23 protein-coding genes are annotated in these 24,301 nt (G+C 65.3%); 18 read left to right on the forward strand and 5 right to left on the reverse strand.

Annotation, left to right across the window (positions count from 1 at the left end):
- Positions 1–65 precede the first annotated feature (65 nt).
- The 8 genes from ACIQXM_RS10875 to ACIQXM_RS10910 all read left to right on the forward strand — a co-directional run bounded on the left by ACIQXM_RS10875 (position 66) and on the right by ACIQXM_RS10910 (position 7,907).
- The gene (locus ACIQXM_RS10875) at positions 66–1,316 is read left to right on the forward strand and encodes an MFS transporter (protein WP_400931291.1); all 1,251 of its coding nucleotides are present in this window, start codon (positions 66–68) and stop codon (positions 1,314–1,316) included.
- Between the two features lie 91 nt (positions 1,317–1,407).
- Complete coding sequence (locus tag ACIQXM_RS10880) at positions 1,408–2,334, forward strand: N-acetylglucosamine kinase (RefSeq protein WP_400931293.1); 927 nt, start codon at positions 1,408–1,410, stop codon at positions 2,332–2,334.
- Entirely contained in the window at positions 2,327–2,773 is a 447-nt protein-coding gene (locus ACIQXM_RS10885; protein ID WP_400931295.1) for an NUDIX hydrolase, read from the forward strand. The genes ACIQXM_RS10880 and ACIQXM_RS10885 overlap by 8 nt, the downstream gene beginning before the upstream one ends.
- A gap of 106 nt (positions 2,774–2,879) precedes the next feature.
- Positions 2,880–4,022, forward strand: coding sequence for an ABC transporter ATP-binding protein (locus tag ACIQXM_RS10890; protein WP_400931297.1), 1,143 nt, complete (start codon positions 2,880–2,882; stop codon positions 4,020–4,022).
- A 1-nt stretch (position 4,023) separates the two neighbouring features.
- The gene (locus tag ACIQXM_RS10895; protein ID WP_400931299.1) at positions 4,024–4,806 is read left to right on the forward strand and encodes an ABC transporter permease; all 783 of its coding nucleotides are present in this window, start codon (positions 4,024–4,026) and stop codon (positions 4,804–4,806) included.
- A gap of 9 nt (positions 4,807–4,815) precedes the next feature.
- Complete coding sequence (locus ACIQXM_RS10900) at positions 4,816–5,601, forward strand: ABC transporter permease (RefSeq protein WP_400931898.1); 786 nt, start codon at positions 4,816–4,818, stop codon at positions 5,599–5,601.
- Positions 5,598–6,572: an ABC transporter substrate-binding protein gene (locus ACIQXM_RS10905; protein WP_400931301.1), complete on the forward strand. Its 975-nt coding sequence runs from the start codon at positions 5,598–5,600 to the stop codon at positions 6,570–6,572. Before ACIQXM_RS10900 ends, ACIQXM_RS10905 begins: the two co-directional genes overlap by 4 nt.
- Positions 6,573–6,689: 117 nt before the next feature.
- The gene (locus tag ACIQXM_RS10910; protein ID WP_400931303.1) at positions 6,690–7,907 is read left to right on the forward strand and encodes a pyridoxal phosphate-dependent aminotransferase; all 1,218 of its coding nucleotides are present in this window, start codon (positions 6,690–6,692) and stop codon (positions 7,905–7,907) included.
- 2 nt (positions 7,908–7,909) lie between these two features.
- Here the strand turns inward: ACIQXM_RS10910 and ACIQXM_RS10915 are convergent, their stop codons facing one another.
- Together ACIQXM_RS10915 and xseA are read right to left on the reverse strand one after the other, a co-directional pair.
- Positions 7,910–8,149 (reverse strand): exodeoxyribonuclease VII small subunit, encoded by a 240-nt coding sequence (locus ACIQXM_RS10915; protein ID WP_400931305.1) that lies wholly within the window; start codon positions 8,147–8,149, stop codon positions 7,910–7,912.
- Positions 8,146–9,471: an exodeoxyribonuclease VII large subunit gene (gene xseA / locus ACIQXM_RS10920; protein ID WP_400931307.1), complete on the reverse strand. Its 1,326-nt coding sequence runs from the start codon at positions 9,469–9,471 to the stop codon at positions 8,146–8,148. Before xseA ends, ACIQXM_RS10915 begins: the two co-directional genes overlap by 4 nt.
- 64 nt (positions 9,472–9,535) lie before the next feature.
- Here xseA and ACIQXM_RS10925 point away from each other — a divergent pair, with 64 nt between their 5' ends.
- The 3 genes from ACIQXM_RS10925 (at position 9,536) to ychF (ending at position 12,671) form a co-directional block, all read left to right on the forward strand.
- Complete coding sequence (locus tag ACIQXM_RS10925) at positions 9,536–10,351, forward strand: hypothetical protein (RefSeq protein ID WP_400931309.1); 816 nt, start codon at positions 9,536–9,538, stop codon at positions 10,349–10,351.
- A gap of 130 nt (positions 10,352–10,481) precedes the next feature.
- The gene (locus tag ACIQXM_RS10930; protein ID WP_400931311.1) at positions 10,482–11,561 is read left to right on the forward strand and encodes a 4-hydroxy-3-methylbut-2-enyl diphosphate reductase; all 1,080 of its coding nucleotides are present in this window, start codon (positions 10,482–10,484) and stop codon (positions 11,559–11,561) included.
- A 24-nt stretch (positions 11,562–11,585) separates the two neighbouring features.
- On the forward strand, positions 11,586–12,671 hold the full coding sequence (gene ychF / locus ACIQXM_RS10935; RefSeq protein WP_400931313.1) for a redox-regulated ATPase YchF: 1,086 nt from the start codon (positions 11,586–11,588) through the stop codon (positions 12,669–12,671).
- A gap of 494 nt (positions 12,672–13,165) precedes the next feature.
- Here the strand turns inward: ychF and ACIQXM_RS10940 are convergent, their stop codons facing one another.
- Positions 13,166–13,810 carry an NAD(P)-dependent oxidoreductase gene (locus ACIQXM_RS10940; protein ID WP_400931315.1) on the reverse strand — a complete coding sequence of 215 codons (645 nt, stop codon included), beginning with the start codon at positions 13,808–13,810 and terminating at the stop codon, positions 13,166–13,168.
- A gap of 186 nt (positions 13,811–13,996) precedes the next feature.
- On the opposite strand from ACIQXM_RS10940, the gene ACIQXM_RS10945 reads away from it, so the two are divergent.
- Positions 13,997–14,554 carry a dihydrofolate reductase family protein gene (locus ACIQXM_RS10945; protein WP_400931317.1) on the forward strand — a complete coding sequence of 186 codons (558 nt, stop codon included), beginning with the start codon at positions 13,997–13,999 and terminating at the stop codon, positions 14,552–14,554.
- A gap of 77 nt (positions 14,555–14,631) precedes the next feature.
- Complete coding sequence (locus ACIQXM_RS10950; protein WP_400931319.1) at positions 14,632–15,327, forward strand: hypothetical protein; 696 nt, start codon at positions 14,632–14,634, stop codon at positions 15,325–15,327.
- 83 nt (positions 15,328–15,410) lie between these two features.
- Here the strand turns inward: ACIQXM_RS10950 and ACIQXM_RS10955 are convergent, their stop codons facing one another.
- Positions 15,411–15,977, reverse strand: coding sequence for a TetR/AcrR family transcriptional regulator (locus ACIQXM_RS10955; protein WP_400931321.1), 567 nt, complete (start codon positions 15,975–15,977; stop codon positions 15,411–15,413).
- A 95-nt stretch (positions 15,978–16,072) separates the two neighbouring features.
- Between ACIQXM_RS10955 and ACIQXM_RS10960 the strand changes: the two genes are divergently transcribed.
- The 4 genes from ACIQXM_RS10960 to ACIQXM_RS10975 all read left to right on the forward strand — a co-directional run bounded on the left by ACIQXM_RS10960 (position 16,073) and on the right by ACIQXM_RS10975 (position 21,485).
- Positions 16,073–17,086: a hypothetical protein gene (locus ACIQXM_RS10960; RefSeq protein WP_400931323.1), complete on the forward strand. Its 1,014-nt coding sequence runs from the start codon at positions 16,073–16,075 to the stop codon at positions 17,084–17,086.
- Between the two features lie 413 nt (positions 17,087–17,499).
- On the forward strand, positions 17,500–18,864 hold the full coding sequence (locus ACIQXM_RS10965; protein ID WP_400931325.1) for a hypothetical protein: 1,365 nt from the start codon (positions 17,500–17,502) through the stop codon (positions 18,862–18,864).
- Between the two features lie 114 nt (positions 18,865–18,978).
- Positions 18,979–20,016: a GNAT family N-acetyltransferase gene (locus tag ACIQXM_RS10970; protein ID WP_400931327.1), complete on the forward strand. Its 1,038-nt coding sequence runs from the start codon at positions 18,979–18,981 to the stop codon at positions 20,014–20,016.
- A gap of 146 nt (positions 20,017–20,162) precedes the next feature.
- A complete protein-coding gene (locus tag ACIQXM_RS10975) occupies positions 20,163–21,485 on the forward strand; it encodes a hypothetical protein (protein ID WP_400931329.1) in 1,323 nt (440 codons plus the stop codon).
- 17 nt (positions 21,486–21,502) lie between these two features.
- Here ACIQXM_RS10975 and ACIQXM_RS10980 read toward each other — a convergent pair whose 3' ends face one another.
- Positions 21,503–22,114 (reverse strand): NAD(P)-dependent oxidoreductase, encoded by a 612-nt coding sequence (locus ACIQXM_RS10980; RefSeq protein WP_400931331.1) that lies wholly within the window; start codon positions 22,112–22,114, stop codon positions 21,503–21,505.
- A gap of 193 nt (positions 22,115–22,307) precedes the next feature.
- Here ACIQXM_RS10980 and ACIQXM_RS10985 point away from each other — a divergent pair, with 193 nt between their 5' ends.
- On the forward strand, positions 22,308–24,107 hold the full coding sequence (locus ACIQXM_RS10985) for an ABC transporter family substrate-binding protein (RefSeq protein WP_400931333.1): 1,800 nt from the start codon (positions 22,308–22,310) through the stop codon (positions 24,105–24,107).
- Positions 24,108–24,301 lie beyond the last annotated feature (194 nt).

Below are 24,301 nucleotides of genomic sequence, written 5' to 3' on the forward strand. Positions count from 1 at the left end.
AACCGTTCACGCGGTGACAAATGGAAGGGCCATCGGCACCGAGCACAAAGGGTAGGAAAAGCGCGTTGACAGTCCTTAGTGAACTGCGGATGCAGCCGGCTCCGGCGGGACGCCGCGAATGGGACGCCGCCCGCAGGCCGCGGCTGCTGCTGACCCTGGCGGTCATGACCATGCTGCTGGTGGGCGCCAATATCGCCACCCCGCTGTATCCGCTGCTGGGAGACCGGCTGGGCCTGACCTCCTTTGGTGTCACCGTGGCCTTCGCCTCCTATGTCATTGTCCTCGTGGCGGGACTGCTGCTGGTGGGGCACTGGTCCGACTTCATCGGCCGCCGGGCAGCCCTGGTGCTCGCCGGCGTCGTAAGCCTCCTGGGCGGCGTGCTGTTCGGAACCGCCTCAGGCATGGGCGCGCTGATTGTCGGCCGTGCCCTGCAGGGAGCATCGGTGGCCCTGGCCACGGGTGCCAGTTCCGCGGCGCTGCGGGAACTGCTGCCGCACCGTCCGGAATGGGCCACCCGCTTCACGCTCATGGTTTCCGCCGGGGGAGTGGCGGCGGGACCGGTGATCGGAGGCCTGCTCTCGCTGCTTCCCGCCCCCACGCTCACGCCGTTCCTGATCCATTCCACCGTTCTGGCGGGGCTGTTGATTCCCCTGTGCCGGCTCAAGGCCCGTCCTGCCATTGCCGCTCCGCCGCCCGGCAGGGTGCTGAAGGCACTGCGCCCGCGGCGGCTGGCCGTGTCTCACCGCGCCCGGGCCCAGTTCTGGATGGCTTCGGTCACCGGATTCCTGAGCTTCGCCGTCTTTGGCTTCTACCTGTCCCTGGCACCGACGTATTTCGCCGGCATCGCGGGGACGTCCTCCCGGCCCGTCATCGGCCTGCTGGCTGCCCTGGCCCTGGCCGCCTCCGCCGTCAGCCAGCTCACCGGCATCCGCGGCCGCTGGGTGGTTCCGGGCGGCCTGGCCCTGATGGCAGCCGGCGTGGCCCTCATCCCGGCCGCCGGCGCCCTGGGCAGCGTGCCCGTCCTGGTGCTGGCCTCCCTGGCGGCAGGATTCGGCCAGGGCATGGCGTTCCGTGCCGTCTTCAATGACGTTGCGGCCAGCGTTGAGGCCGCCCAGCATGCGCAGATCATCAGCACGGTGTACGTCATAACGTACCTGGGCAGCGCCATTCCCGTCCTGGGCCTGGGTGCTGCCGGCGCAGCCTGGGGGCTGTCGGTGTCGGTCATCTGGTTTGCCGCGGCAATTGCCCTCAGCTGCACCGTCTTGTGCATTTTCGCCCTGGTCCGGACCGTCCGCGCCGCCCGGCGCGCAGCCTGACCACTTTGGTCCCGGATCCCTGGAAGACCGGTGGACCCTGACCGCTGCCTAAAACGTGCCGATCGGTGCCGGTGGAAAGTAGGCTGGGCAAATGGATATTGTGCGGGGTAAACCAGCCGCGGGTTCAGGCACCCGAGTCATCGGGCTGGACATCGGCGGAACCAAGACCCAGGGGCTGCTCCTGGTGGACGGCATCCCCGCGGCCGAGGCCATGGCCGGCAGCGCCAACGTTCAAAACGTGAGCCCGGCGCAGGCAGCGGCCAACCTGGCGGAAATCTTCGCCTCCCTGGGCGCGGGAGCGGTGCAACGCGTCATCGCCGGGTCCGGAGGCATTGACACCGACGACGACGCCGCCGCCCTCCGCGCGCTGATCAGCCCGCATGTGCCGGGCGCGGTGGTGGATGTCATCCACGACACGAGGCTCATCCTGGCGGCGGGCGAAAGCCCCGCAGGCATTGCCCTGATCGCCGGCACCGGCTCGGTGGCCTGGGGGCTCAGCCCTGCAGGCGAAGAGGCACGCTCCGGCGGCTGGGGCTATCTCCTCGGTGACGAGGGCAGCGGCTACTGGGTGGGCCGGGAAGCCGTGCGTCACACCCTGCGCCGCTTCAACCTCGGGCAGGAACCGGATGAGTTGTCCGCCCTGCTGCTCGCTGCCTGCTCGGTTGATGAACCGGAGGATCTGATTTCGCTGTTCCACTCCGCCGAAACCGGACGGCGCTACTGGGCGTCCAAATCCGCCGTCGTTTTTGCCGCTGCCGTGCAGGGCAGCGCCGCCGCACAGGAGATTGTGGCAGCTGCGGCACGCCACCTGGCCGGGCTGGCTGCGGACACCGCCCGCCTGCTCGGCATCGACGGACCGGTGGTGGTTGGCGGCGGGCTCGGCATGAACCAGCCGCTGCTGCAGGACCGCCTGCGCCAGGATCTGGAGCGGTCCGGCTTGACCGGTATCCGGTTCCTGACACAGGACCCCGTTCACGGCGTGCGGTACCTGGCCGGACGGGACATCCAGCGTGGCTGATTTCGACACGCGCGTCGGCGCCTACGCGGTAATCATCCGCGACGGCAGCATCCTGCTGTCCCACTGGAGGGACCACGGCCACTCCAGCTGGACCCTGCCCGGCGGTGGACTGGAAATGCGCGAAGACGCCCCCGCCGCCGTCATCCGGGAGGTCCGCGAGGAAACCGGCTACACCGTGGAGCTGGAAGAGCTGCTCGGGGTGGACAGCATCTTCATCCCGCCCGAACACCGCTTTCCCGGTGAAGATCCCCGGCTCCTGCACGCGCTGGGGATTATCTACCGCGCACGGGTAACCTCGGGGGTGCTGACCCATGAAGTGGGAGGCAGCACGGACCAGGCAGCCTGGGTGCCGCTGGAGCAGGTTGCCGAACTGGGTGAAGCCGCCCTGGTGCAGGTGGGGCTGGAGATAGCCATCCGGACGCCCGCCTGTTCCGAATGAACTCAGAACGAACTGCTGGACTGCGTCCACCGTGTGTCCTACCGTGAACACACGGCAAGGACACACGCTCCGCAGGACTCCCCAAAACCCAACGGAAGGTATCCCCATGACCCCGCCGGAACCCGCACCTCGGGCCGCCCAGCCCATGATCAGTTTCCGCGGTGTCACCAAATCCTTTGCCGGGTCTGCGGCTGCTGCCGTCGAAAACCTCAGCATGGATATTGAGCGCGGTGCCATCACTGTGTTCGTGGGGCCTTCCGGCTGCGGGAAGACCACGTCGCTGCGCATGATCAACCGCATGGTCGAACCCACGGCCGGCTCCATCACCGTGGACGGCACGGACGTCAGCGGCGTCAAGGCCCCCGCCCTGCGGCGCTCCATGGGATACGTCATGCAGTCCGCCGGCCTGATGCCGCACCGCACGGTTCTGGACAATATCGCCACGATTCCCCGGTTGAACGGGCAGTCCAAGGCCGGCGCCCGGGCGCGCGCAGCGGAACTGCTCGACGTCGTCGGGCTGGCCTCCTCGATGGGCGGGCGCTACCCGGCCCAGCTCTCCGGCGGACAGCAGCAGCGCGTGGGAGTGGCCCGCGCACTGGCAGCCGATCCGCCGGTGCTGCTGATGGATGAACCCTTCAGTGCGGTGGACCCGGTGGTCCGGGCGGAGCTGCAGCAGGAATTGCTGCGGCTGCAGCAGGACCTGGCCAAGACCATCGTCTTTGTCACCCACGACATCGATGAAGCGACCATTCTGGGAGACAAAGTGGCCGTCTTTGCCGTGGGCGGACGGCTGGCCCAGTACGCGGCACCCGAGGAAATCCTGCGCGCCCCCGTGGACGACTTTGTGGCCGGCTTTGTCGGCCGCGACCGGGGCTTCCGGCACCTCTCCTTCCAGACCGGGCAGGGAGTGCCGCTGCATCCGATCCAGCTGCTGGATCCCGCCCGGCTGGCCGATCCCTCCGTGGCTGTGGAGGAGGACTGGGCGCTCGCAGTGGACGACGGCGGGCTGCCGCTGGGCTGGGTGCCCGCCTCCCGCCGCGAGCAGATCACCACACCGGCGCAGCTGGTCCCGGGCGGATCGCTGTACCGGGAAGGCCGAAACCTGCGCCAGGCCCTTGACGCCGCCCTGTCCTCCCCCGCGGGCCTGGGCGTCGCGGTGGACGGCGACAACCGGGTGATTGGTGCCATCCGTCCCGATGAAGTGCTGGCCATGATCGAGGCGGCCCGGCTGCAGCGGAGCGCGGGCTGAGATGGAGTGGTTCCTCGCCCACACTGACCAGGTGTTCCGGCTGACCGGGCTGCACCTGTACCAGTCGATCGTTCCGCTTGTCCTGGGCATCATCATTGCGGTGCCCCTCGCCGCCCTGGTCCGCAGGAACAAACGCCTGCGCGGGGCCGTGCTCGCCACCGGATCGCTGCTCTACACCATTCCGTCCCTGGCGCTTTTCGTCACCCTGCCGGCCATCCTCGGCACCCGCATCCTGGACATCAGCAACATCATCGTTGCCCTGACCATCTATGCCGTGGCGCTGATGCTGCGGGTGGCAGTGGATGCCTTTGATTCAGTGGACGACGGCGTGCGGCAGGCTGCCGTGGCCATGGGCTACCGGCCGCTGCGGCGTTTCCTGACCGTGGACCTGCCCTTGTCCGTGCCGGTGCTGATTGCCGGCCTGCGCGTGGTGTCCGTCAGCAACATCTCCATGGTCAGCGTCGGGGCTCTGATCGGAGTGGAAAACCTGGGCTTCTTCTTCCGGGACGGCCTGCGGCGCTACTTCATCACCGAGATCTTGGTGGGCATCATTGCCACCCTGGTCCTGGCGTTCCTCATGGACCTGGTCTTTGTCCTGCTCCAGCGCGCGCTGACCCCCTGGCTGCGCGCGGGAAACACCGGCGGCAGTGCCGTGGGCGGACGGGGCAAGCGGAAGAACCGCCGCGCCGCTGCGGCGGGCACCGGCGACGCCGCGTCCGCAGACGGAAGCACCCCCGTGCCCAGCACCCTGACCGCCCCCGACGCCGCGCTGAAGGGGGCATAACCCGTGGCCCTGAACATTCCCTGCACCCAATACACCTCCACGAACGCCCTGGGCCAGGGCTGGGAGTGGCTGACCGATCCCGCCAACTGGACCGGCGCGGCCGGCATCCCGATGCGCACACTGGAGCATCTGGGGTACACCGGCCTGACCCTGCTGATCGCAGTGGTGATCTCCGTGCCGATCGGCCTGTACATCGGCCACACAGGACGCGGCCAGCTCGCCGTCGTGACGGCCTCCGGGCTGCTGCGTGCCCTGCCAACCCTGGGCATGCTGACCCTCTTTGTCCTGTTGGCCGGCCTGGGCCTGATGCCGCCCATCTGGGCCCTGGTCCTGCTGGCCGTTCCGCCGCTGCTTGCGGGAACCTATTCAGGCATAGCCTCCGTGGACCGCAGCATTGTGGATTCGGCCCGCAGCATGGGCATGACCGAGCTGCAGGTCCTGTTCAAGGTGGAAATCCCCAACGGACTGAAAGTGCTCTTCGGCGGGCTGCGGGGTGCCACCCTCCAAGTGGTGGCAACAGTGGCCGTGGTGGCAACCATCAACCTCGGCGGGCTGGGACGGTACCTGATTGACGGCGTCGCGCTGGCCGATTACGGACGCGTTTTTGGCGGAGCGGTCATCATTGCTGCACTGGCACTTGCCGTGGACGGCGTGATTGCGCTGGCGGCACGCCTTTTGATTTCGCCCGGGCTGCAGGAAGGCCGCGCCTTAGCGGCGGATGCAGGCGCCGGGACAGTAACCATACCGACCGGCGGCGGATCTGCCGCTGCCGGCTCACAAGGAGGAAAACAATGATGCAGCACAAGCGCCGGAACTCCCGGCCCAAGGGCCTGACGGTCCTGGCCGGAGGCTTCACTCTGACCGCCCTCGCCCTGGCGGGCTGCAGCGGCGGGGGCGGGGATCCCCTGGCCTCGGAATCGCCGTCGGAGAGCGCAGCATCCGGTGCCGCCGCCGCCACCATTGTGGTGGGCTCCGCCGACTTCCCCGAGTCCGAGACCCTCGCCGAAATCTATGCAGGTGCGCTGAACGGCGCCGGCATCCCCGCGGAGACCAAGCTCAGCATCGGTTCGCGCGAGGTATACCTCCCGGCGCTGCAGGACGGGTCCATCAACCTGATTCCGGAGTACACGGGCGCGCTGCTGGTTGGCGTGGATCCGAGCACCGAACTCGTGGACGCCGGTGAGATTGTTGATGCCCTGCCGGCGGCCCTGCCCGAGGGGCTGGAGATCCTGGAGCCCTCCGATGCGGAGGACAAGGACGCGATGGTGGTCACCAAGGCCACGGCGGAGAAATACGATCTGGAGAGCATCGAGGACCTGGCCAAGGTGTGCGACCAGCTCACCCTCGCCGCACCGGCGGAATTCGCCGAGCGGGCGCAGGGGCTGGCCGGCCTCAAGGACAAGTACGGCTGCGAGTTCAAGGAATTCACGCCCATCGGCGACGGCGGGGGACCGCTGACAGTGGATGCCCTCCTCAAGGACGATGTGCAGGTGGCGGATATCTTCACCACCACGCCGGCAATTGCGGAAAATGATCTGGTGGTCCTGGAAGATCCCAAGCAGAACTGGCCTGCCCAGCAGGTGGTTCCGCTTGGCTCTTCCGCAGTGCTCACTGATGAAGCCGCCGAGGTGCTCAACAAGGTGTCAGCGCAGCTGACCACTGAAGACCTGATCCAGCTGAACCAGGAAGTCAGCGGTGACCAGAAGCTGGATCCCAGCGAAGCCGCCAAGATGTGGCTCGTAGAGAAGGGCTTCGTCCAGTCCTAGACGGACCGTCTGCAGCCCTGGCCGCTGCAGTAACCGGTTCCGGATTACCCAGTCGCAGGGGCCCCTTTCCGCTTCACATGTGCGGGGAGGAGCCCCTGCCTGTGGCACCATGTTTTCATGGCCGAATTCAAGCAGTCCCACAAGCTCCATAACGTTCTCTACGACATCCGTGGGCCGCTGCTGGAGCACGCACAGCGTATGGAAGCGGCCGGGCAGCGGATCCTGAAGCTGAATATCGGCAACCCGGCGCCCTTCGGTTTCGAGGCGCCCGAAGCCATCTTGGTGGACATGATGCGCCACCTCCCCAAGGCCCAGGGCTACAGTGACTCCCGCGGGATTTTCTCCGCCCGCACCGCCGTCGTGCAGTACTACCAGAGCCGCGGCATCCAGAACATCGACGTCGATGACGTTTACCTCGGCAACGGGGTCAGCGAACTCATCACGCTCTCACTGCAGGCACTGCTGAACAACGGCGACGAGATCCTGGTTCCCGCGCCCGACTATCCGCTGTGGACTGCGTCGGTTTCGCTGGCCGGCGGCACCGCCGTGCACTACCTCTGCGACGAAGACCAGCACTGGTGGCCGGACGTTGAGGACCTTGAGTCCAAGATCACCGACCGCACCAAGGGCATTGTGCTCATCAACCCCAACAACCCCACCGGAGCGGTGTATCCGGAACACATCGTCAAGGCCATCGTTGACCTGGCCCGCAAGCACGGGCTGATCATCTTCTCGGACGAGATCTACGAAAAGATCCTGTACGACGAGGCCGTGCATGTGAACTCAGCCACGATCACCGGCGAAGACGTTTTGTGCCTGACCTTCAGCGGCCTGTCCAAGGCATACCGGATTGCCGGGTACCGCAGCGGCTGGATGGCCATCTCCGGGCCCAAGCATGAGGCGCTGGACTACATCGAGGGCATCAACCTGCTGGCCAACATGCGGCTGTGCGCCAACGTTCCGGCGCAGCACGCAATCCAGACCGCGTTGGGCGGTTACCAGAGCATCAACGATTTGATCCTGCCCGGCGGCAGGCTCAAGGCGCAGCGCGACCTGGCCCACAAAATGCTCAATGACATTCCCGGTGTGAGCTGCGAGCTGTCCATGGGTGCCCTGTACCTGTTCCCGAAGCTGGACCCGGAGGTCTATCCGATCGCCAGCGATGAGCAGTTTGCGCTGGACCTGCTCAAACAGCAGAAAATCCTCATCTCCGTGGGCACAGCCTTCAACTGGGTGCGGCCGGACCACTTCCGGATGGTGACCCTGCCCAACGTGGATGACATCGAGGACGCCATGGTCCGGCTCGCGGAGTTCCTCAGCACCTACAAGCAGTAGGCCTACTCCCCGCTGGCCTGCTCCCGGGCGGCGTCCAGGCGGCGGCGGGCGCCTTCCAGCCAGGACTCGCAGCGGGTGGCCAGCTGCTCGCCGCGCTCCCACAGGGCCAGGGATTCCTCCAGCGACGCCCCGCCTGTTTCCAGCCGGCCAACCACTGACACGAGCTCGTCCCGGGCCTGTTCATAGCTCATGGCTTCAATGTCCGCGGGGATGGCTGCTGCTTCGTTTGCTGCGGGGCTCATGGGGTGTTTCCTTCTGTTGGCGTGGTGTTCGTTGAGGGTTCCGGCGTGAGGGCTTTGGGGGCTGCTGCGGTGGCCGCCAGCTCACCCACGGCAACCCGGATGCGCAGGTGCGCCGCTTCCGGCACGGCAGCCGCTTCCCGGACCACGGCGCCGTCCGCCAGCTGTACGACGGCGTAGCCGCGGTCCAGGGTGTTTTGCGGCGACAGTGCCCGGACCTGGGCACGGAGGTGGGAAATGCGGTCGGTGTCCCGCCGCACTTCGGAGCTCATGAAGGCCAGGGTGCGCTCCCGGAGCCGGGAAACTTCCTGCGCCCGCACGTCGATCATGGTGTGGGGAGCAGCCAGCACCGGACGGGAACGGACGTGGTTCAGGCGTTCCATTTCGCGGCCGACGGTCAGCTCCACAATGCGTCGCAGCTGGGCACGGGCCGCGCCGATGCGCTGCAGTTCCTCGCCGACGTCGGGAACAATCCGCTTGGCCGCATCAGTGGGCGTGGAAGCCCGAAGGTCCGCAACCTCATCAAGCAGCGGGCGGTCGGCTTCGTGTCCGATGGCGCTGACCACCGGGGTGCCTGCGGCTGAAACGGCGCGGACCAGGTCTTCGTGGCTGAACGGCAGCAGATCCTCCAGGGAGCCGCCGCCGCGGGCAATGACAATGACGTCAACTTCCGGCATGGCGTCCAGCTGGGCCAGCGCGCGGGTCACTTCCGCCACCGCGTTGACGCCCTGGACGGCCACCTCACGCACTTCGAAGGCCACTGCCGGCCAGCGGAGCGCCGCGTTGCGCATGACGTCCTTCATGGCGTCGGAGTTGCGGCCGGTGATGAGCCCGATGCGTCCGGGCAGCAGCGGCAGCGGCAGCTTCCGGTCTTCGCGGAACAGTCCCTCCGCAGCCAGCGACTGGCGCAGCCGTTCAATCCGGGCCAGGAGATCGCCGACGCCCACGGGACGGATGTCCCGGGTCTGCATGGAGAGCCGCCCGGTCTTGACCCAGAAATCCGGTTTGACCTGGGCCACCACCCGGGCGCCGCGTTCCAGCGGCAGCTCCAGCCGGTTCATGACCGTGCTCCAAACGGTCAGGGACAGCGAGATCTCCGCGTCGACGTCGCGCAGCGTGATGTAGGAGGCGTTGGCACGCTTGTTCAGCTCGATAATCTGCCCCTCCACCCAGGTGGCGGGGGCGCGGTCAATGTAGCTTTTGAGGTTCCGTGAGAGCAGCTGCAGCGGCCACGGATTCTCGGGACTGGTTTCCGCGGCAGTCTTCGGCAGGCTCGTCGGAACGGCGGGCTCGTCGGGACCGGGTCGGTCTGTGGGGTCTTGCATAAGTTAATGTCTATCAGGTGCCGCCCCCATCGGTGGTTCCGGAACTCGAGTGAGGAAACAACAGATGCGCACATTCGGCTCGGCCATCCTGGGTTTGGTTGCCGTCCTGCTGGCAACGGCGGCGTTGTGTTCGGCCTGGCTGGCGGACAGCGTCGTGTCCGAAGACGGGTTCGTTGCCCTGGGCCAGCCGCTGGGCACGGACGCAGCCTTCCAGCAGGACCTCTCGGAGGAGATCGGCTCGCAGGTGGCGCAAAGCATCCAGCTGCCCGACGCCGTCGCCTCCTTCGTGGAGCCCCTGATCACCAGTGCGGTGCAGGGAGTGCAGTCGCTGCCCGGCTATCCCGAGGCCTGGGATGAGACGCTGCGGCGCTCGCAGGCCCAGACGTTCGACGGCGACGGCGGAGTCACGCTGGACCTTGCCCCGGTGGTCGGGCTCGTGGCGCAGGAGCTCGGCAGCGGAACCGGGATTGATATTCCGGCGCCGGAGCAGTCCCTGATTGAACTTGGCGGCGCGGACCAGCGCGATGACATTCAGCTGGCAGTAAACGCGGCCAATGCCTGGCCGTATCTCGCTGTGGGATCCGGCGTGGCCGCACTGCTGTCGCTCCTGGCAGCCCGGCGCCGCGGTTCGGCCCTGGCCTGGATGGGAACGGGTGCTCTCCTTGCGGGGGGAGCGCTCTGGTTTGCCGCCGGCAGCTTGCCGTCGCTGGCCGAGCGCCCGGCCTACTCAAGTGCGCTCGCCGAAACATTCGCCGCCGGTTTTGCGTCCGAAGCGTCGGGCAGCCTGCAGGCGTGGACCATTCCCTTCATGCTCGGCGCCGCAGTGCTGCTGGTGCTGGGGCTGCTCCTTGGCGCGGTGGGCGGGCGGCGGCGGCGCTAAGCCCGGCGCGGCAGGGGCGCGGCCGTTCCGGTCCGCCCCCGGGCATCGCTCTGGTCACACCTCCTGCGCCCACAGCGGACGCAGGGCCGGTGCGGACATTCGGTGCCGGGGCACCCGATACCATGGAGGCATGACCAGCACTGCCGTTTCCGTGCCTATGCCCACCGTGCCGCGCAGGCGCCGCAGTCCGCAGGAGGTAGCCGCCGCCGCACCCGTTTCCGGCGCCCGCCGCGTCCTGCTGGCCGCACCGCGCGGCTATTGCGCCGGCGTCGACCGCGCAGTGATTGCCGTGGAAAAGGCGCTGGAAGCCTACGGCCCGCCCGTGTACGTGCGCAAGCAGATCGTTCACAACCTCCACGTGGTCCAGACACTCGAGGAAAAGGGCGCCATCTTCGTTGATGAGACCGACGAAGTCCCGGAAGGCGCACGGCTGATCTTCTCCGCGCACGGCGTCTCTCCCGCCGTCGTGCAGTCCGCGAAGGACCGGAACCTGCAGACCATCGACGCCACCTGCCCGCTGGTGACCAAGGTTCACAAGGAAGCGGTGCGGTTTGCCCGCGACGACTTTGACATCCTGCTGATCGGGCACGAAGGCCACGAGGAAGTGGAAGGCACCTACGGCGAAGCGCCCGAACACACGCAGATCGTCAACGGTCCCGAAGACGTGGACAAGGTTGTGGTCCGGGATCCCGACAAGGTGATCTGGCTGTCCCAGACCACCCTGAGCGTGGACGAAGCCATGCACACGGTGAACCTGCTGCGCAAGCGTTTCCCCACCCTGCAGGATCCGCCCAGCGATGACATTTGCTACGCCACCTCCAACCGGCAGGCCGCCATCAAGAAGATTGCCCCCGAGGCGGATCTGGTGCTGGTGGTGGGATCGGCGAACTCCTCGAACTCCGTCCGTCTGGTGGAAGTTGCGCTGGAGTACGGCGCCAAGGCCTCGCACCGCGTGGACTTCGCCAACCAGATCGACGAGAGCTGGTTCGAGGGCGTTGCCACCGTCGGCGTGACGTCCGGCGCCTCCGTGCCGGAAAACCTGGTGCAGGATGTGCTGCAGCTACTGGCCGAGTACGGCTACGGCGACGTTGAGGAAGTGGTCACCGCGCAGGAAGACATCATCTTCTCCCTGCCCAAGGAAATCCGCGCCACGCTCAAGGCGATGGGGGACACCTCCCGCGGTCTGGGCGGGCGGCGCGCCGGAGCCTGACGGCCACCGGTATGATTGGTTAACGTGGCTCTTACTATTGGCATCGTCGGCCTGCCCAACGTCGGCAAATCAACCCTGTTCAATGCGCTGACCCGCAACAACGTTCTGGCGGCGAACTATCCGTTCGCCACCATCGAACCGAATGTCGGCGTCGTGTCCCTTCCGGATCCCCGTCTGGCCAAGCTGGCCGAGATTCACGGTTCCGCGCGCATCCTCCCGGCAACGGTGTCCTTCGTGGACATTGCCGGCATCGTGAAGGGCGCGTCGGAAGGCGAAGGGCTGGGCAACCAGTTCCTGGCGAACATCCGTGAGGCCGAGGCCATTGCCCAGGTCATCCGCGTGTTCGATGACCCGGACGTCATCCACGTGGACGGCAAGGTGGATCCGCGCTCCGATATGGAGACCATCAACACCGAACTGATCCTTGCCGACCTGCAGACGCTGGAAAAGGCGATCCCGCGGGTTGAAAAGGAAGTCAAGATCAAGAAGCGCGACGCCGCGCAGCTGGCGGCCATGCAGGCCGCCCAGGCCGTGCTGGAGCGCGGCGACACCATCTTCTCCTCCGTGGCCAGCGACAAGCTGGACATGGAACACCTGCGCGAGCTGAGCCTGCTCACTGCCAAGCCGTTCATCTACGTGTTCAACGTGGACGACGCCGTGCTGGGCAACCCGGAGCGCCAGGAGGAGCTGCGCGCCCTGGTAGCCCCTGCGGACGCCATCTTCCTGGACGCCAAGCTCGAAGCCGACCTGGTGGAGCTGGACGAAGAAGAAGCCCGGGAGATGCTCGAGATGAGCGGCCAGGAAGAGTCCGGCCTGGACAAGCTGGCGCGTGTTGGCTTCCACACCCTGGGCCTGCAGACCTACCTGACGGCCGGTCCCAAGGAAACCCGTGCGTGGACCATCCGCAAGGGTGACACCGCGCCGCAGGCTGCCGGTGTCATCCACTCCGACTTCCAGCGCGGCTTCATCAAGGCCGAAGTTGTGTCCTTCGATGATCTGGTGGAGGCCGGTTCCATGGCCGAGGCCAAGTCCCGCGGCAAGGTCCGCATTGAAGGCAAGGACTACGTCATGGCCGACGGCGACGTGGTGGAGTTCCGGTTCAACGTCTAGGACACTGGCTTGAAATTTATAGAGATGCCGCCCTCGTGTGAATGAGGGCGGCATCTTTGTTTTCTGTTTTTGTACCTGGCGGTCAGCTAGTCTGACTCCATGCAACGCAAAAGCATCGTCGTCGCGCTTGTGTTCGTCTCTGTGACGGTGCCAGCCGCGGGGTGCCGCAGCGATTCTGCTGTCCCTTCATCGCCTGCCTCCCGTGGTTCCTGCCGATTCGGTAACCCACCGCCCCAGCACGGACGAGCCCGGAGATGAATACTGGACGCCGGAGCGGATGGAAAGTGCTCTGCCGGCGATGCCCACCGAAGATTGAGTCCTGTCCGGGCAGGCCGGTTGCCTTCCGATTCTGACACTAGGCACCCAGGGTCACGACCGGCAGTACTTTGAGTAGTTCCGCGGCTGAGCCCTGGCCGATTTAACCCGTCAGTACAGGTTCTTTAGAGGTTGTCCGGCTGAGAGAAGGTGGTGTACTTCCCGCCGGAGGCCTTACGTCAGTGCCCGACGGTGAAACGTTGGCGGGGGTGTGCGCGGTTCTCTATCTCGTCGACGAAGGCCAGCGCGAAGTCGGTACCGGAGATCTCCGAGGAGCCGTCTTCCTTGGATACCAGGACGTCTCCGCCGGTCCGGTAAGCGCCGGTGGTCTCGCCGGGAGCGAAGGCACCGAAAAGGCCAGCCGGGCTGATGTAGAACCAATCCAGATCCTCGGGAGCCTGCCGCAGTGCTTCGAGGACCTCCGCGTGTGCCAGGGCCTCGGGCTTCCAGTCGGCGTGGAAGTCCGGGGTGTCGACCAGACGCGGGCCGTCCTCAGCTACCAGCGATGAGCCGGCACCGCCAACGAAGGAGAGCCGCACGCCGTTGGTCCGCGCAGCGTCGATCAGCTGCGGCACATAATCGGTGAGCGGGGCGCCGTCGACGTCGGCTCCGTGCACGGCCACAACGAGGTCGTCGGCATCGGCGGCGGCATCCGCGAGCACCTCCGGCGAGGCCAGCGAACCGATGCGGTACTGAACTCCGTCCAGCGGCTGGTCCGGGGCATTGCGGGAGTAGGAGATGACCTCGTGCCCGCGCGACACCGCTTCGCGGGCGATATTTCCGCCGGCGTATCCGGTTCCACCGAAGATGACTACTCGTGACATGTCTGTTCTCTCCTCGCAGTTTCTGGCCGGCCGGTGCCGGTGAAGGGGGAACTTCCAGCACAAGCAGCGTATTCCCGGTCCGGAGACTGGGGGAGGAGCATGTGCCCATCCGCGGCGGCTGAGATTCCTTTGCAGCTGTGTCGGCGGAGCATTGCGCGTGAACGCGGCGCCACCGAGAATCGCCGTATGGGTCAGCTCACTTTCAGCTTCAATGTCACGTTGGACGGCTGTATCGACCACCGCGAGGGGATTGCGGACGAGGAGACGCACGCCCACTACACACGGCTTCTGGACGAGAGTGGTGCAATGCTCTGGGGCCGAACCACCTACGAGCTGATGGAAAGCTACTGGCCCCTGGTCGCCCGCGGAGATGTGGAAGCCCCGCCAGCGATTAGGGAGTGGGCGCTCACACTGGAGGACAAACCCAAATACGTGGTATCCGCGACGCGCAGCGATTTCCCGTGGAACAACAGCCACCGAATCGAAGGGGACGTGTACGGCGGAGTGCAGGAGCTCAAAGACCGGACTCCCGACGGCGTTCTCCTCGGCAGCAGCAAGCTCGCCTCCGGGCTGGACCGGCTGGGCCTGATTGACGAGTACCGGTTCCTCGTCCACCCCATGATCGCCGGGCACGGCCCAACCCTGTATCAGGATCTTCTGCCCGGCACACGCCGCCTGGAGCTCATCTCTGCCGAGCCGATGCGCAACGGTGCAATCTCTGTGCACTACCGGCGGGCTGACTGACACGGCTCCGGCCATTTGACCTGTGTCGCCGGGTCGGGCAAGGATCAGGGCATGGGGAAACAACCGGCACCGCCGCTATGAGCCTTTACTCGTTCCACCTCGCCGCTCTGCCGCCGCTCACCGCCGTCGGCGCCATGCTGCAGCCATTGAAAGCGCCAGGCCTGGTTCACGCCGAAGTATTCGCGGGAATGGCACTGGGAGCGCCGATCGTTTCCCCTCGCCGGATGCAGCTAAAGCGCACGGCGGTTTTCGCTCATTGGGCGGACGAGCAAGCGCTGTCGTCCTTTCTCTCCAGCGATCCCTTAGGACGCAAACTGGACCAGGGCTGGCACGTCCGGCTGCGGTACCTGCGCCGCTGGGGCGAGGTTTCCGAGTTCAGCGGGCTGCCGGAAACGGCGGAGCCCTCGAGGCCGGATGAGCCGGTCGTCGCCGTGACACTTGCCCGGCTCCGCCTCCCGGAACTGCCGCGGTTCATCCAGTGGGGCCGCCCGGTGGAACGCCAGATTCGGGACCACCCCGAAGCAACGCTGGCCCTGGCAGGGCTCCGGCTCCCTCGGACAGTCTCGACGTTCTCCATCTGGACCAGTACCCGTGCGATGACCGGGATGGTGTCCGGCCGCGACGACGGGGAAGCAGCCCCCCGCCATGCGAAGGCAATGGCTGAACGCGAACGCCGGGACTTCCACCACGAATTCACTACGCTGCGCTTTCGGCCGTTGTCAGAGCATGGTTCCTGGGAAGGCCGGTCTCACTACATTCCCTGGCGCGAATAGGGGAGAGGCTGCCCGGGGCGGCGTCACCATTGCCGTCACCGAGCATGGACGCATTGGCCCGCTGCGTCTCCTGCTCCACGGCCCTACGCGGCGCGGCTCCACAGCAGATAGGCCTGAGCCAGCTGCGCCTGGACTTCCGGGGCAGCATTGCGGATGGCGGCGACCTGCGGGCGCGTGATCGTCGAAACCGCAACAATAACCTCCAGCGCCGTAAGCGACTGCCGCACCGCCCCCTTGGCCTTCAGGGCAGCCAGCACCTCATCCAATGCCTCTACGGCAGGGCGTTGCACCTGCGCCAGGGGTGTGGCCTCCAAGTCGGAGGCGCTGCCGGCCTGCAGCGCGAGCCCGTCGGTCAACGCCCCCAGCTCCATGGACATCAACTGCGATAAAAGCCGTTCCCAAGATGCGGCAGCGCCTGTCCCAAGTCCCGCCTGAGCTTCGCGGGCAGCGTCAAGGATGCCCTCCACGGTGTCCTGAACGACGGCGCGCACCAGATCATCGCGGGACGGGAAATTGCGGTAGAGGGTGGCTATGCCCACGCCGCTCGCCGCGGCCACGGCCTCCAGGGCAACATCCCCGCCCCGCTGGGCAAAGATGTGCCTCGCATGGCTAATGATCGCTTCTCTCCGACGTGCGGCGTCAGCCCTCATTCCGGCTCCCTTCAAGTTGACTTCCAGTCTAAACCGGAGGAATATCATCCGGTAGTTGCGGAGGAAAATCCTCCAGTTAGGAATGTTGAAGGACCATGACAGCTCAAGCGCCGGCATCCGGCTCCCATCGCAAGCACGCCGCCATTTGGGCGGGCCTCACCGTCGGACTCTCGGTCATCCTGCTTGCCCTGCTGATGCTCTTTATCTCACCCTCCCTCCATTCCGGGCCGCGGGACCTGGGACTGGGTGTAGTCGGATCGCAGGAGAAAGCCAATGCGGTCTCCGAAACGCTGGAGTCGCAGTCACCGGGCGCCTTCGCCGTGCAGGCCTATGAAAGTGCCGACGCGCTGGAGCAGGGAATCCGGGATCGGGAAGTTGTCGGCGGCGTCGATTTCTCGAATCCGCAAGACCTGCAGGTGTACGTGGCAAGTGCCGGCTCAACGGCTGTGTCGGGCACCATCAGCAATGTCGGCGCCACGATGGCGGGCAGCATGGGGCAAACGGCCGAGATCGTGGACGTGGTTCCGCTTCCCTCCGCAGATCCGACGGGCGTGGGCATCGGCGGTCTGGCCTTCCCCCTGGTATTCGGCGGCATTGTCCCTGCGGTAGCTTTCCGCTCCATGCTGTCCGGAAAACGCTGGTGGATCTTCGCCGGCCTCACCGGTTTTTCAGTCGCCGGCGGATTCGTGGTTGCTGCCGTGTTGAAGTACCTCTTCGGCAGTATCGAGGGCCCCATCCCCCCGGTCGCGGCCAGCGTGGCCCTTGGGATCGCGGCGCTGGCCCTGCCGCTGGCCGGCCTCAACGAGTGCTTTGGCACCAAAGGATTCACCATTGCTGCCATGTCCATGATGTTTGTGGGTAACCCCTTTGCCGGCATCTCCACCAGCGCACAGTGGCTTCCTGCCGGGGTGGCCGCGATCGGTCAGCTGCTGCCGCCCGGGGCTGCCGGCACCCTGGTCCGTTCCGTGGCGTACTTCGACGGCGTCGGCGGAGGCGTTGCGGCCCTGACTCTGGGCGTCTGGGTGCTGGCGGGGATCGTGCTGTGGTTCAGCGGCCCGCGCATCGCGGCTGCCAAGGCCCGGAAAAAGGCAGCACTCGCAACGGTCTGACGGGCCGCCCTGTCGGAAGCAGGCACCCATCTCTGATGTTGGCGAAGTCGGTGGCCCGGAAGAGAGCGTCGGCGACACGAGGTTGTTCGAGTACGGAACGTGGTCTAAATCAGAAGGAATGCCGTCCTCCGCGAGAGCAAATAAGGGCGGCCTTTCTTACAACAGGACCGAGGGCTGGCGGGGCGTACCCGGACTGGATAGATATCTTGCGTCTGGTAGTTACGCATGACTCAGGATGCCCCTATTAGTCCTATACCGCGCCCTTGACGCCTGTCACGCTACTCTTGGCGCAAACGAAATGATTTGGCCAGATAGGGGGCGGGGTGAAAGCCCCGTCAAACCAAGAATGCCGATCACGGTAGCGGAAGCCAATCCGGATTACGACGAGCATAGATGGAGAAACGTTGGGTGCGTTGACTGAGGCATACGGGGATTTATCCGCCAGCGGGACTGCTTTCGCTCACTTGGGACTCCGCCAGGTTGAGGAGGACGAAATTATTCAAGCCATCGAATCGGGCAGAGTGCTGAATTCAGGTGGTGATCCTGCCGCAGTCGAGGATATCCCGGCCGACGAAGACGTCACCGGCCGCTACCTGGATATTGAGGCCGACCCACCTTTGGCAACCGCCGTTCTGGATGGCGGCACGCTTCGGAAGGTACTTCTTCGCTACGCGGGCCAGTCTCGCGGCGATGAAAAGTACGACCCCCGCGGATTGCGACTTGAGCAAGTGGTCATCACAGGAGACATGAACTGGTCATGGCTGGATCTGCCTTTCCCGATCGGATTCTGGGGCTGCGCATTTCATGAGTTCTTCATGAACCTGGACCATGCGCGCGTCCCCCGGCTCGTGTTCGACGGGTGCCTCTTCGGACCGCCGCGCTGGGGGAGCAGCGCATTCAATGCAACGGAGTCCAAATTCGACAGCGCGATCCGATTTCTTGATTGTGAGGGACTCAGCCAGCTCTTCCTGTTGGATTGCGAGCTGGGAACATTCGAACTTCGGGACCATCCGGGAGGTACCGAGGAGAAATTCCGCCTCGTTCTAACGGGGTCGACGATCAACCAGTTCATCGTCTTTGGAGACAACGATCCCAAGGAAACGATTCCAGCGAAGGACGGGCTCGACGGAATTCGGATCCAACGGCTCACAGCGTGGGGATGGGATGAAGCACTCAATCGGACTGACGCGTGGAAGGCCAATTGGATTCAGGAGTGGCTCGCTGGAGGGGTCATCCCACACCCGTTGCGCAAACAGCGGGCGGCACGCGCGGCACTTAACCCGCACCGCCGACAAGTCTGGTCTGAGTTCGCTGATGCGCTTGATCGCGACTATCTCGAAGAGCCAGCGATGGCAATTCGCATCGCTGCCGAGCGACACCGAGACTCGAGCCAACGCTGGCTCACTCGAGCGGTTCGGTGGCTTACGCTCGACGTGACCGTGCGGTACTTCTATAGAAATGTCCGCGCCATTGGCTGGCTTGCGTTGATTTGGTTGGTCGTTGCGACCCTCGCCTGGTGCAACATTCAAGATCTGTACCGGGATGGTACCGGGTCTGCCCCCGTTGGCCCGCTCGAGGCCGGGACCAATGGGGTCCTGTGGGCAATCGCCTACGGCCTTGATATCGTCATTTCTCCGCTGCAACTCGGATTTGGTGCTGTTTGGCCGACCGCTCCGCTGCTCACAGTGGTATTTGCGGTCCTTAAATTGCTGGCGATCGCAATGTTCGGTCTCTTCATCGTAGGGATATCGGGAGTGGTCCAGCGCCGTCGGAGCTGAGCGAAGCAAGCGCCGGCGGTGAGCCCTTGGAATTCGCGTCAGCTGGCCCGCCGCGCGTGCTGAGTGTCGGGTACCTAACGCGTGTGTACCGACAGCTACGATCAGCTCGGCGATATGGACGCATCAATCGCCGGAATGGGGTGCGGTGTGGGGGACGGAACCATCAAGACTGATCAACGCGGCCAAAGCCGCACGGCCTGGCAGGCTGCCAGGGACAACCCGGTGCCCGACGACGTCGCACGCCTTCTGGCGAGCGTCCCGGAGTGGTTCGGGCAGCCGGAGTCGAATGCCGAGTACATCGAGGCCGCCCGATGCAAGGAAACCTGGACCGTGCGCGACGACGCCGGCACCGTCGTCGGAGTCACGCTGGTTGACCGGCACCTCCCTCACACAGCCGAAATCCACCTCACGGTGGTGGACCGCCCCGCCCACGGCGCCGGTGTTGGAACCGCGATGCTCGCCGCCGTAGAGGCAGATGTGATGGCGCGGGGTATCCGTCTGCTGGAGGTGAAGACTCTCGGTCCGTCGCATCCGGACGCCGGGTACGCGCTGACCCGGCACTTCTATGAGAAGTCGGGATTCCTTGCTTTGGAGGAAACGGATCTGTGGGGCGCAGGAACTCCATGCCTGATTATGGTGAAGCCGCTGGGTTCGCAATCCTCGTCCGGCCACTCTCCCCGCCCCACCGTGCAGAAGACCGTCGGCTACGTTATTCACGAGGAACGCCTCCTGGTGTTCACGCACAATCACGTACCGCTGGAGATCACCGGTGTGCAGGTACCCGCCGGAACCATCGAGCCGGGAGAACATCCGGCCGAAGCGGTGGTCCGTGAAGTCTATGAAGAGACCGGACTGCGAACGCGCGTCGTCCAAGCGCTCGGCGTTGAGCAGTACGACGTGTGGCCCTCGAAGCCCGAGGTTCATGAGCGGCATTTCTTTCAGCTCGAGCTTGTCGATGAGGTGTTCGAGGAGCGTTGGACCGCAGGAGAAGAGTATCCGTCCGACGGCGGTGAACTTCAGTCCTGGACATGCTGGTGGATGCCGCTGCATGACGCGCATGTCCTGAGTGCGGGCTTTGGTACGAGGTTGGGCGGGCTTGAGATTAAGACGCCAAAACTCTGTGACTCCCAAACCCCGAATCTGCGACCGTAGTGCACGGTGGGCGCTATGGTTGCTGACAAAGCTGGCTAATCGCGATATCCGGGACCATGAATTGATCTCTGGATAGTCGGTGCCAACCCAACGGGGGAGGGAACGGATTGGACCGACTTGACCAAGTGTTAGCCCCGTTTGCATGGGTGAACTCCAGATTGGGGGAAGGCCGCACGCCCGGCGAGGTTTTCGTCCTAAGCGTGCTTTTCTACGCCCTGTTGTTGCTAATCGTCGGCGTTCTCGCTCACGAAATGTCGAAAAAAGTGGCCCGCATAATACGGGGGTCCGCGCGGCGTCTCGCTCGTGGAGCCGTGCTGAGCGACGTGGTGCGACTTGAGTCGAGCAGTGCACGGATAGAAAGCGCACTCTACTGGGTAGGGTCCCGTATCGTCCGGTCTTCGTACGGGGTGCCCGATCGAATCGAGCATGTCCCGGATGAGGGTGGCGAGCGAACCCTTGTGCGTGCCGGGCGGTGGCTGCTTCGCAGCCTATGGTTGTTGCTGATCGGCCTTTTGGCAGCCCTCTCCGCGCTGCCGGGCTTTGTGCTGACGGCATTCGGCCTCAGCGTGCTTGTCCTTGCCTTCTTCACGGCGTTCCCGGACCTCGTTCACGATACTGCGGTCACCATAGGGGCCTTCGTTGCGGGCGCAAGCTGGTCCGAAGCATCTGCGATTACAGCGATCACAGTAGGCGCGGCGGTTGTGCCCATCGCCGTGATTGTCACCAAGGTTGCGGTGAGCGAGCCAGCGACCGCGCGCAGATCGGTCCGACGGCGAAGGAATGAGGCTGCGCTTGAACAACTTGCCACTGCCGAAACGGCTATTGCAGCCTTGGCAGAAGCGATTCGTGACCAGATGTACGACTTGGTGCGCCTGTTCGAGGTCGAGAAGCGTTCAGCTCAGCAATGGTTCGAGTGGACTAGAGCCTCATCCCCGCTGCCGGGCAGATGGCAGCAACTGTCCGAGGATCATCTGGAATGCAGCCGAAAGTGCCTTGACCCGCAGGTGGGCGGTCTCGGTGCTCGCGCCTATGAGGACAACTTGCAGGCGGCCGTATCCGCTGTAGAACAGGCCTGGAGAGACGGCTTGAACGAGAATCGGTGGATTCTGGCCAGTCTTATGAGCAGAAGGGCACGCAGAGGGCTTCATGGACTCAGCTGGTGCTTCTCGAGCTCAGGCGAATTCTGGATGACGAAACTGCCGTGCACCGACGAGTGGCGGAGGCGCCGCATCACTTGGCAGCACCGCTATCTCACCCATGGACCCCTGACTCCCGCAGATATTCAGGCTAATCGGACGGTAGCTATCCGCCCCGGAATTGCTCCAGACGTGCGTTGGCTGGAGACGGACCTTCTCCGACTCGTATGGGACCTAGCGGAGCTGTGCCGTGAACTCGATGACCTGGCCGATTACACGCAGTCGCTTTCTAGGCCGCGTCGCTTCGAGCGGGTCATGCGCGCAACAGAGTGACGCCCCTAAGCTCTGTCTTAGCTGCTCACCCCAAGGGCTTTGCCAATGGTGGACTCGTCACCGAGAATCCCGAGCATGCAGGCAGCAAGGTCCCGGCGGGGAATCGAGCCGCCCAGCCGCCCGCCGTCGCCCGTTTCCAGCGCCTTCCAGGTGCCGGCCGGCTCCTTGTTCGTGAGCCCGGTGGGCCGGACGATGGTCCAATCCAGGCCGGAACCCTGAACAGCAGCTTCCTGCTCGTTGTGGTCGGCCAGCGCCTTGGCCAGCACCGCCTGCATGACAACACGCAGCGGGGCCGGCATCTGAGAACCCGAATCTCCGGCGCCCAGCGAGGACTGCACCAGGAGCCGGCGCACCCCGGCAGCCTGCATCGCCCCGATGACAGTTTTGGTAACGGCAGCGCGCTGCCGGGGAGCTCCCTTGGCGCCGCCCACGGTGACGACGACGGCGTCGGCTCCCGCGACGGCCCGCGCTGCCACGGCGGGATCGGAGGCGTCCCCGGCGACGGCCCTCATGCCGGCGGGTGCGCTCCCGGTACGGGAAACGACGGTGACTTCGTGGCCCGCTTCATGCGCGAGCGCGGCCAGCAGGGCTCCGGTGCCTTTGGATCCGCCAACAATGGTGATTTTCATAAGAGTCCTCCGGTTTGATGGCCGCGCTGTTGAAGCCTGCGTCCATCGTATCCGTGCCAATCGTGCCGGAGGTGTGCAGAAGCAGAGCCGGGCCGGGGCTGGCCGGGCTCCGCCCCAATGCTCGTGGGAACCGGGGCGGTGTGCAATTATCACTGAGTGTGCGATCGACGCCATACATCCCGGGGAGCCCAGAATGCGTTTGAACCGCCTGACCAAGTTGGGTGCCGCATGTGCTGCCGCCACCCTGGCGCTCAGCGCCTGTACCGCCGAAGCCGAAAACACCGCGGAAACGCCCGGCGCCTCACCCACACCGGGAGGCCAGGTCCAGATTGCCGAGACCGGAACTTTCAGTTCATTCAATCCCCAGTCGGCAGCGGGCAACACGGAAATCAACCATCGGATCGCGTACGCCACCCACTCCGGCTTCAACTACGTGGACAACAACCTGGACATTGTTCCGCTGGATGAGTTCGGCACGTATGAGAAAGTCTCCGAGGATCCGCTGACGGTTAAATACACGGTAAACGAGGGAGTGGCCTGGTCCGACGGCGCCCCGGTGGGAGCGGATGACATGATGCTCGCGTGGGCAGCGGCATCGGGCCGCTTCAACGACGAGCTCAGGGCCACCAACGGCACCGTCCTCTCCGGCACGCGCTATTTTGACCACGCCGGATCCACCGAGGCCCTGGCCCTGACCGGGCTGCCGGAAATCAGCGAGGACAACCGCTCAATCACGCTTACCTACTCCCAGCCGTATGCGGACTGGGAGACCGCGTTCGGTTCGCTGACGGACGACGGCGGAATCGGCGTTCCGGCGCATATCGTGGCCCAGCGTGCGGGGCTGGCGGATGAAAAGGAGCTGACCTCACTGATCCGGGACACCCCGGCCGGGAATGTCCTCGATCCCGCTCCTGAGAATCCGCGCCTGCGGGCCGTCGCCGACTACTGGAACACTGCCTTTACAGCCCGGAGCCTGCCCGAGGATCCCGCGCTCTACCTCTCCACCGGTCCGTACATTGTGGAAAAGATCGATCCGGGCGTTTCCCTGACCCTGGTCCGGAACGCGGACTACACCTGGGGTCCCAGGCCGGAACTGGACGAAATCGTCGTCAGTTTCATCCAGGATCCTTCGGCCCAGGTGTCCGCGCTCAGGAACGGTTCGGTGGATGTCATCTCGCCGCAGCCGGACCCCGGCACACTGCCTGCCCTTGGCGCCATGGGCAACATCAACCTGCATCAGGGGGACCAGCTCGCCTACGAGCATGTGGACCTGAACTTCACCGGTGTTTTTGCCGAGGACAGCGTCCGCGAGGCCTTCCTGAAAACGGTGCCGCGGGCGGACATCATCGAGGAGACCGCGGCGCAGCTCCGACCCGAGGCGGAACCGCTTGACTCGCAGGTATTCCTGACCGATCAGGCTGGCTACGAGGATGCCGCGTCCACGAACGGATCCGACGGATTCGCGGAGGCGGATCTGGACCGCGCACGGAAACTGCTCGACGGCGCAGCGCCTCAGGTGCGGCTCCTGTACAACCGGGACAACGCCAGCCGTGCAACGGCTTTCAAGCTGATCGAACAGTCGGCGGAGGAAGCAGGGTTCGACGTCGTCGACGGCGGCCTCCCGGCCGACCAGTGGGCCGCTCAGCTGGGGACGGACACCTACGACGCAGCCATCTTTGGCTGGACGGCGTCGGGCGTAGGCGTTGCCGGCATACCCCAGGTCTTCCGCACCGGCGCGGCGTCCAACTACAACGGGTTCTCCAGCCCGGAGGCGGACACCCTCATGGATGAACTTCTCGCCGAGACCGATTCCCAGCGCCGTGATGACCTGCAGGCCCGCATCGACCGGCTGATCTGGGATGCACGCTACGGGCTGCCGCTGTACCAGGTTCCGGGCCTGCAGGCATCCGCGGACACCATTGAGCACGTGGAGTACATGCCCAACTCCACCGGTTTGTGGTGGAACTTCTGGGAATGGTCCGTCGCCCGCTAGCAGCGGCGGGCCCGGCGGCCACGGGCGGGAATAATGCCATGCAGCGAAGCAGAAAGATACCTTTGTGTCGTAACACGACCGCCGTATGCCAAATCGTTACCTGTGCATGTTTTTCTATATATTTCCTAACGAGGGGCCGGTTGAGGCCCCCCTCACACCCGTCCGAAGCACTCCGCCGGTCATTTGCCTGCTCC

Origin of the sequence: Arthrobacter sp. NPDC097144 (genome assembly GCF_044762205.1) — a bacterium.
GTDB lineage: Bacteria > Actinomycetota > Actinomycetes > Actinomycetales > Micrococcaceae > Arthrobacter_B.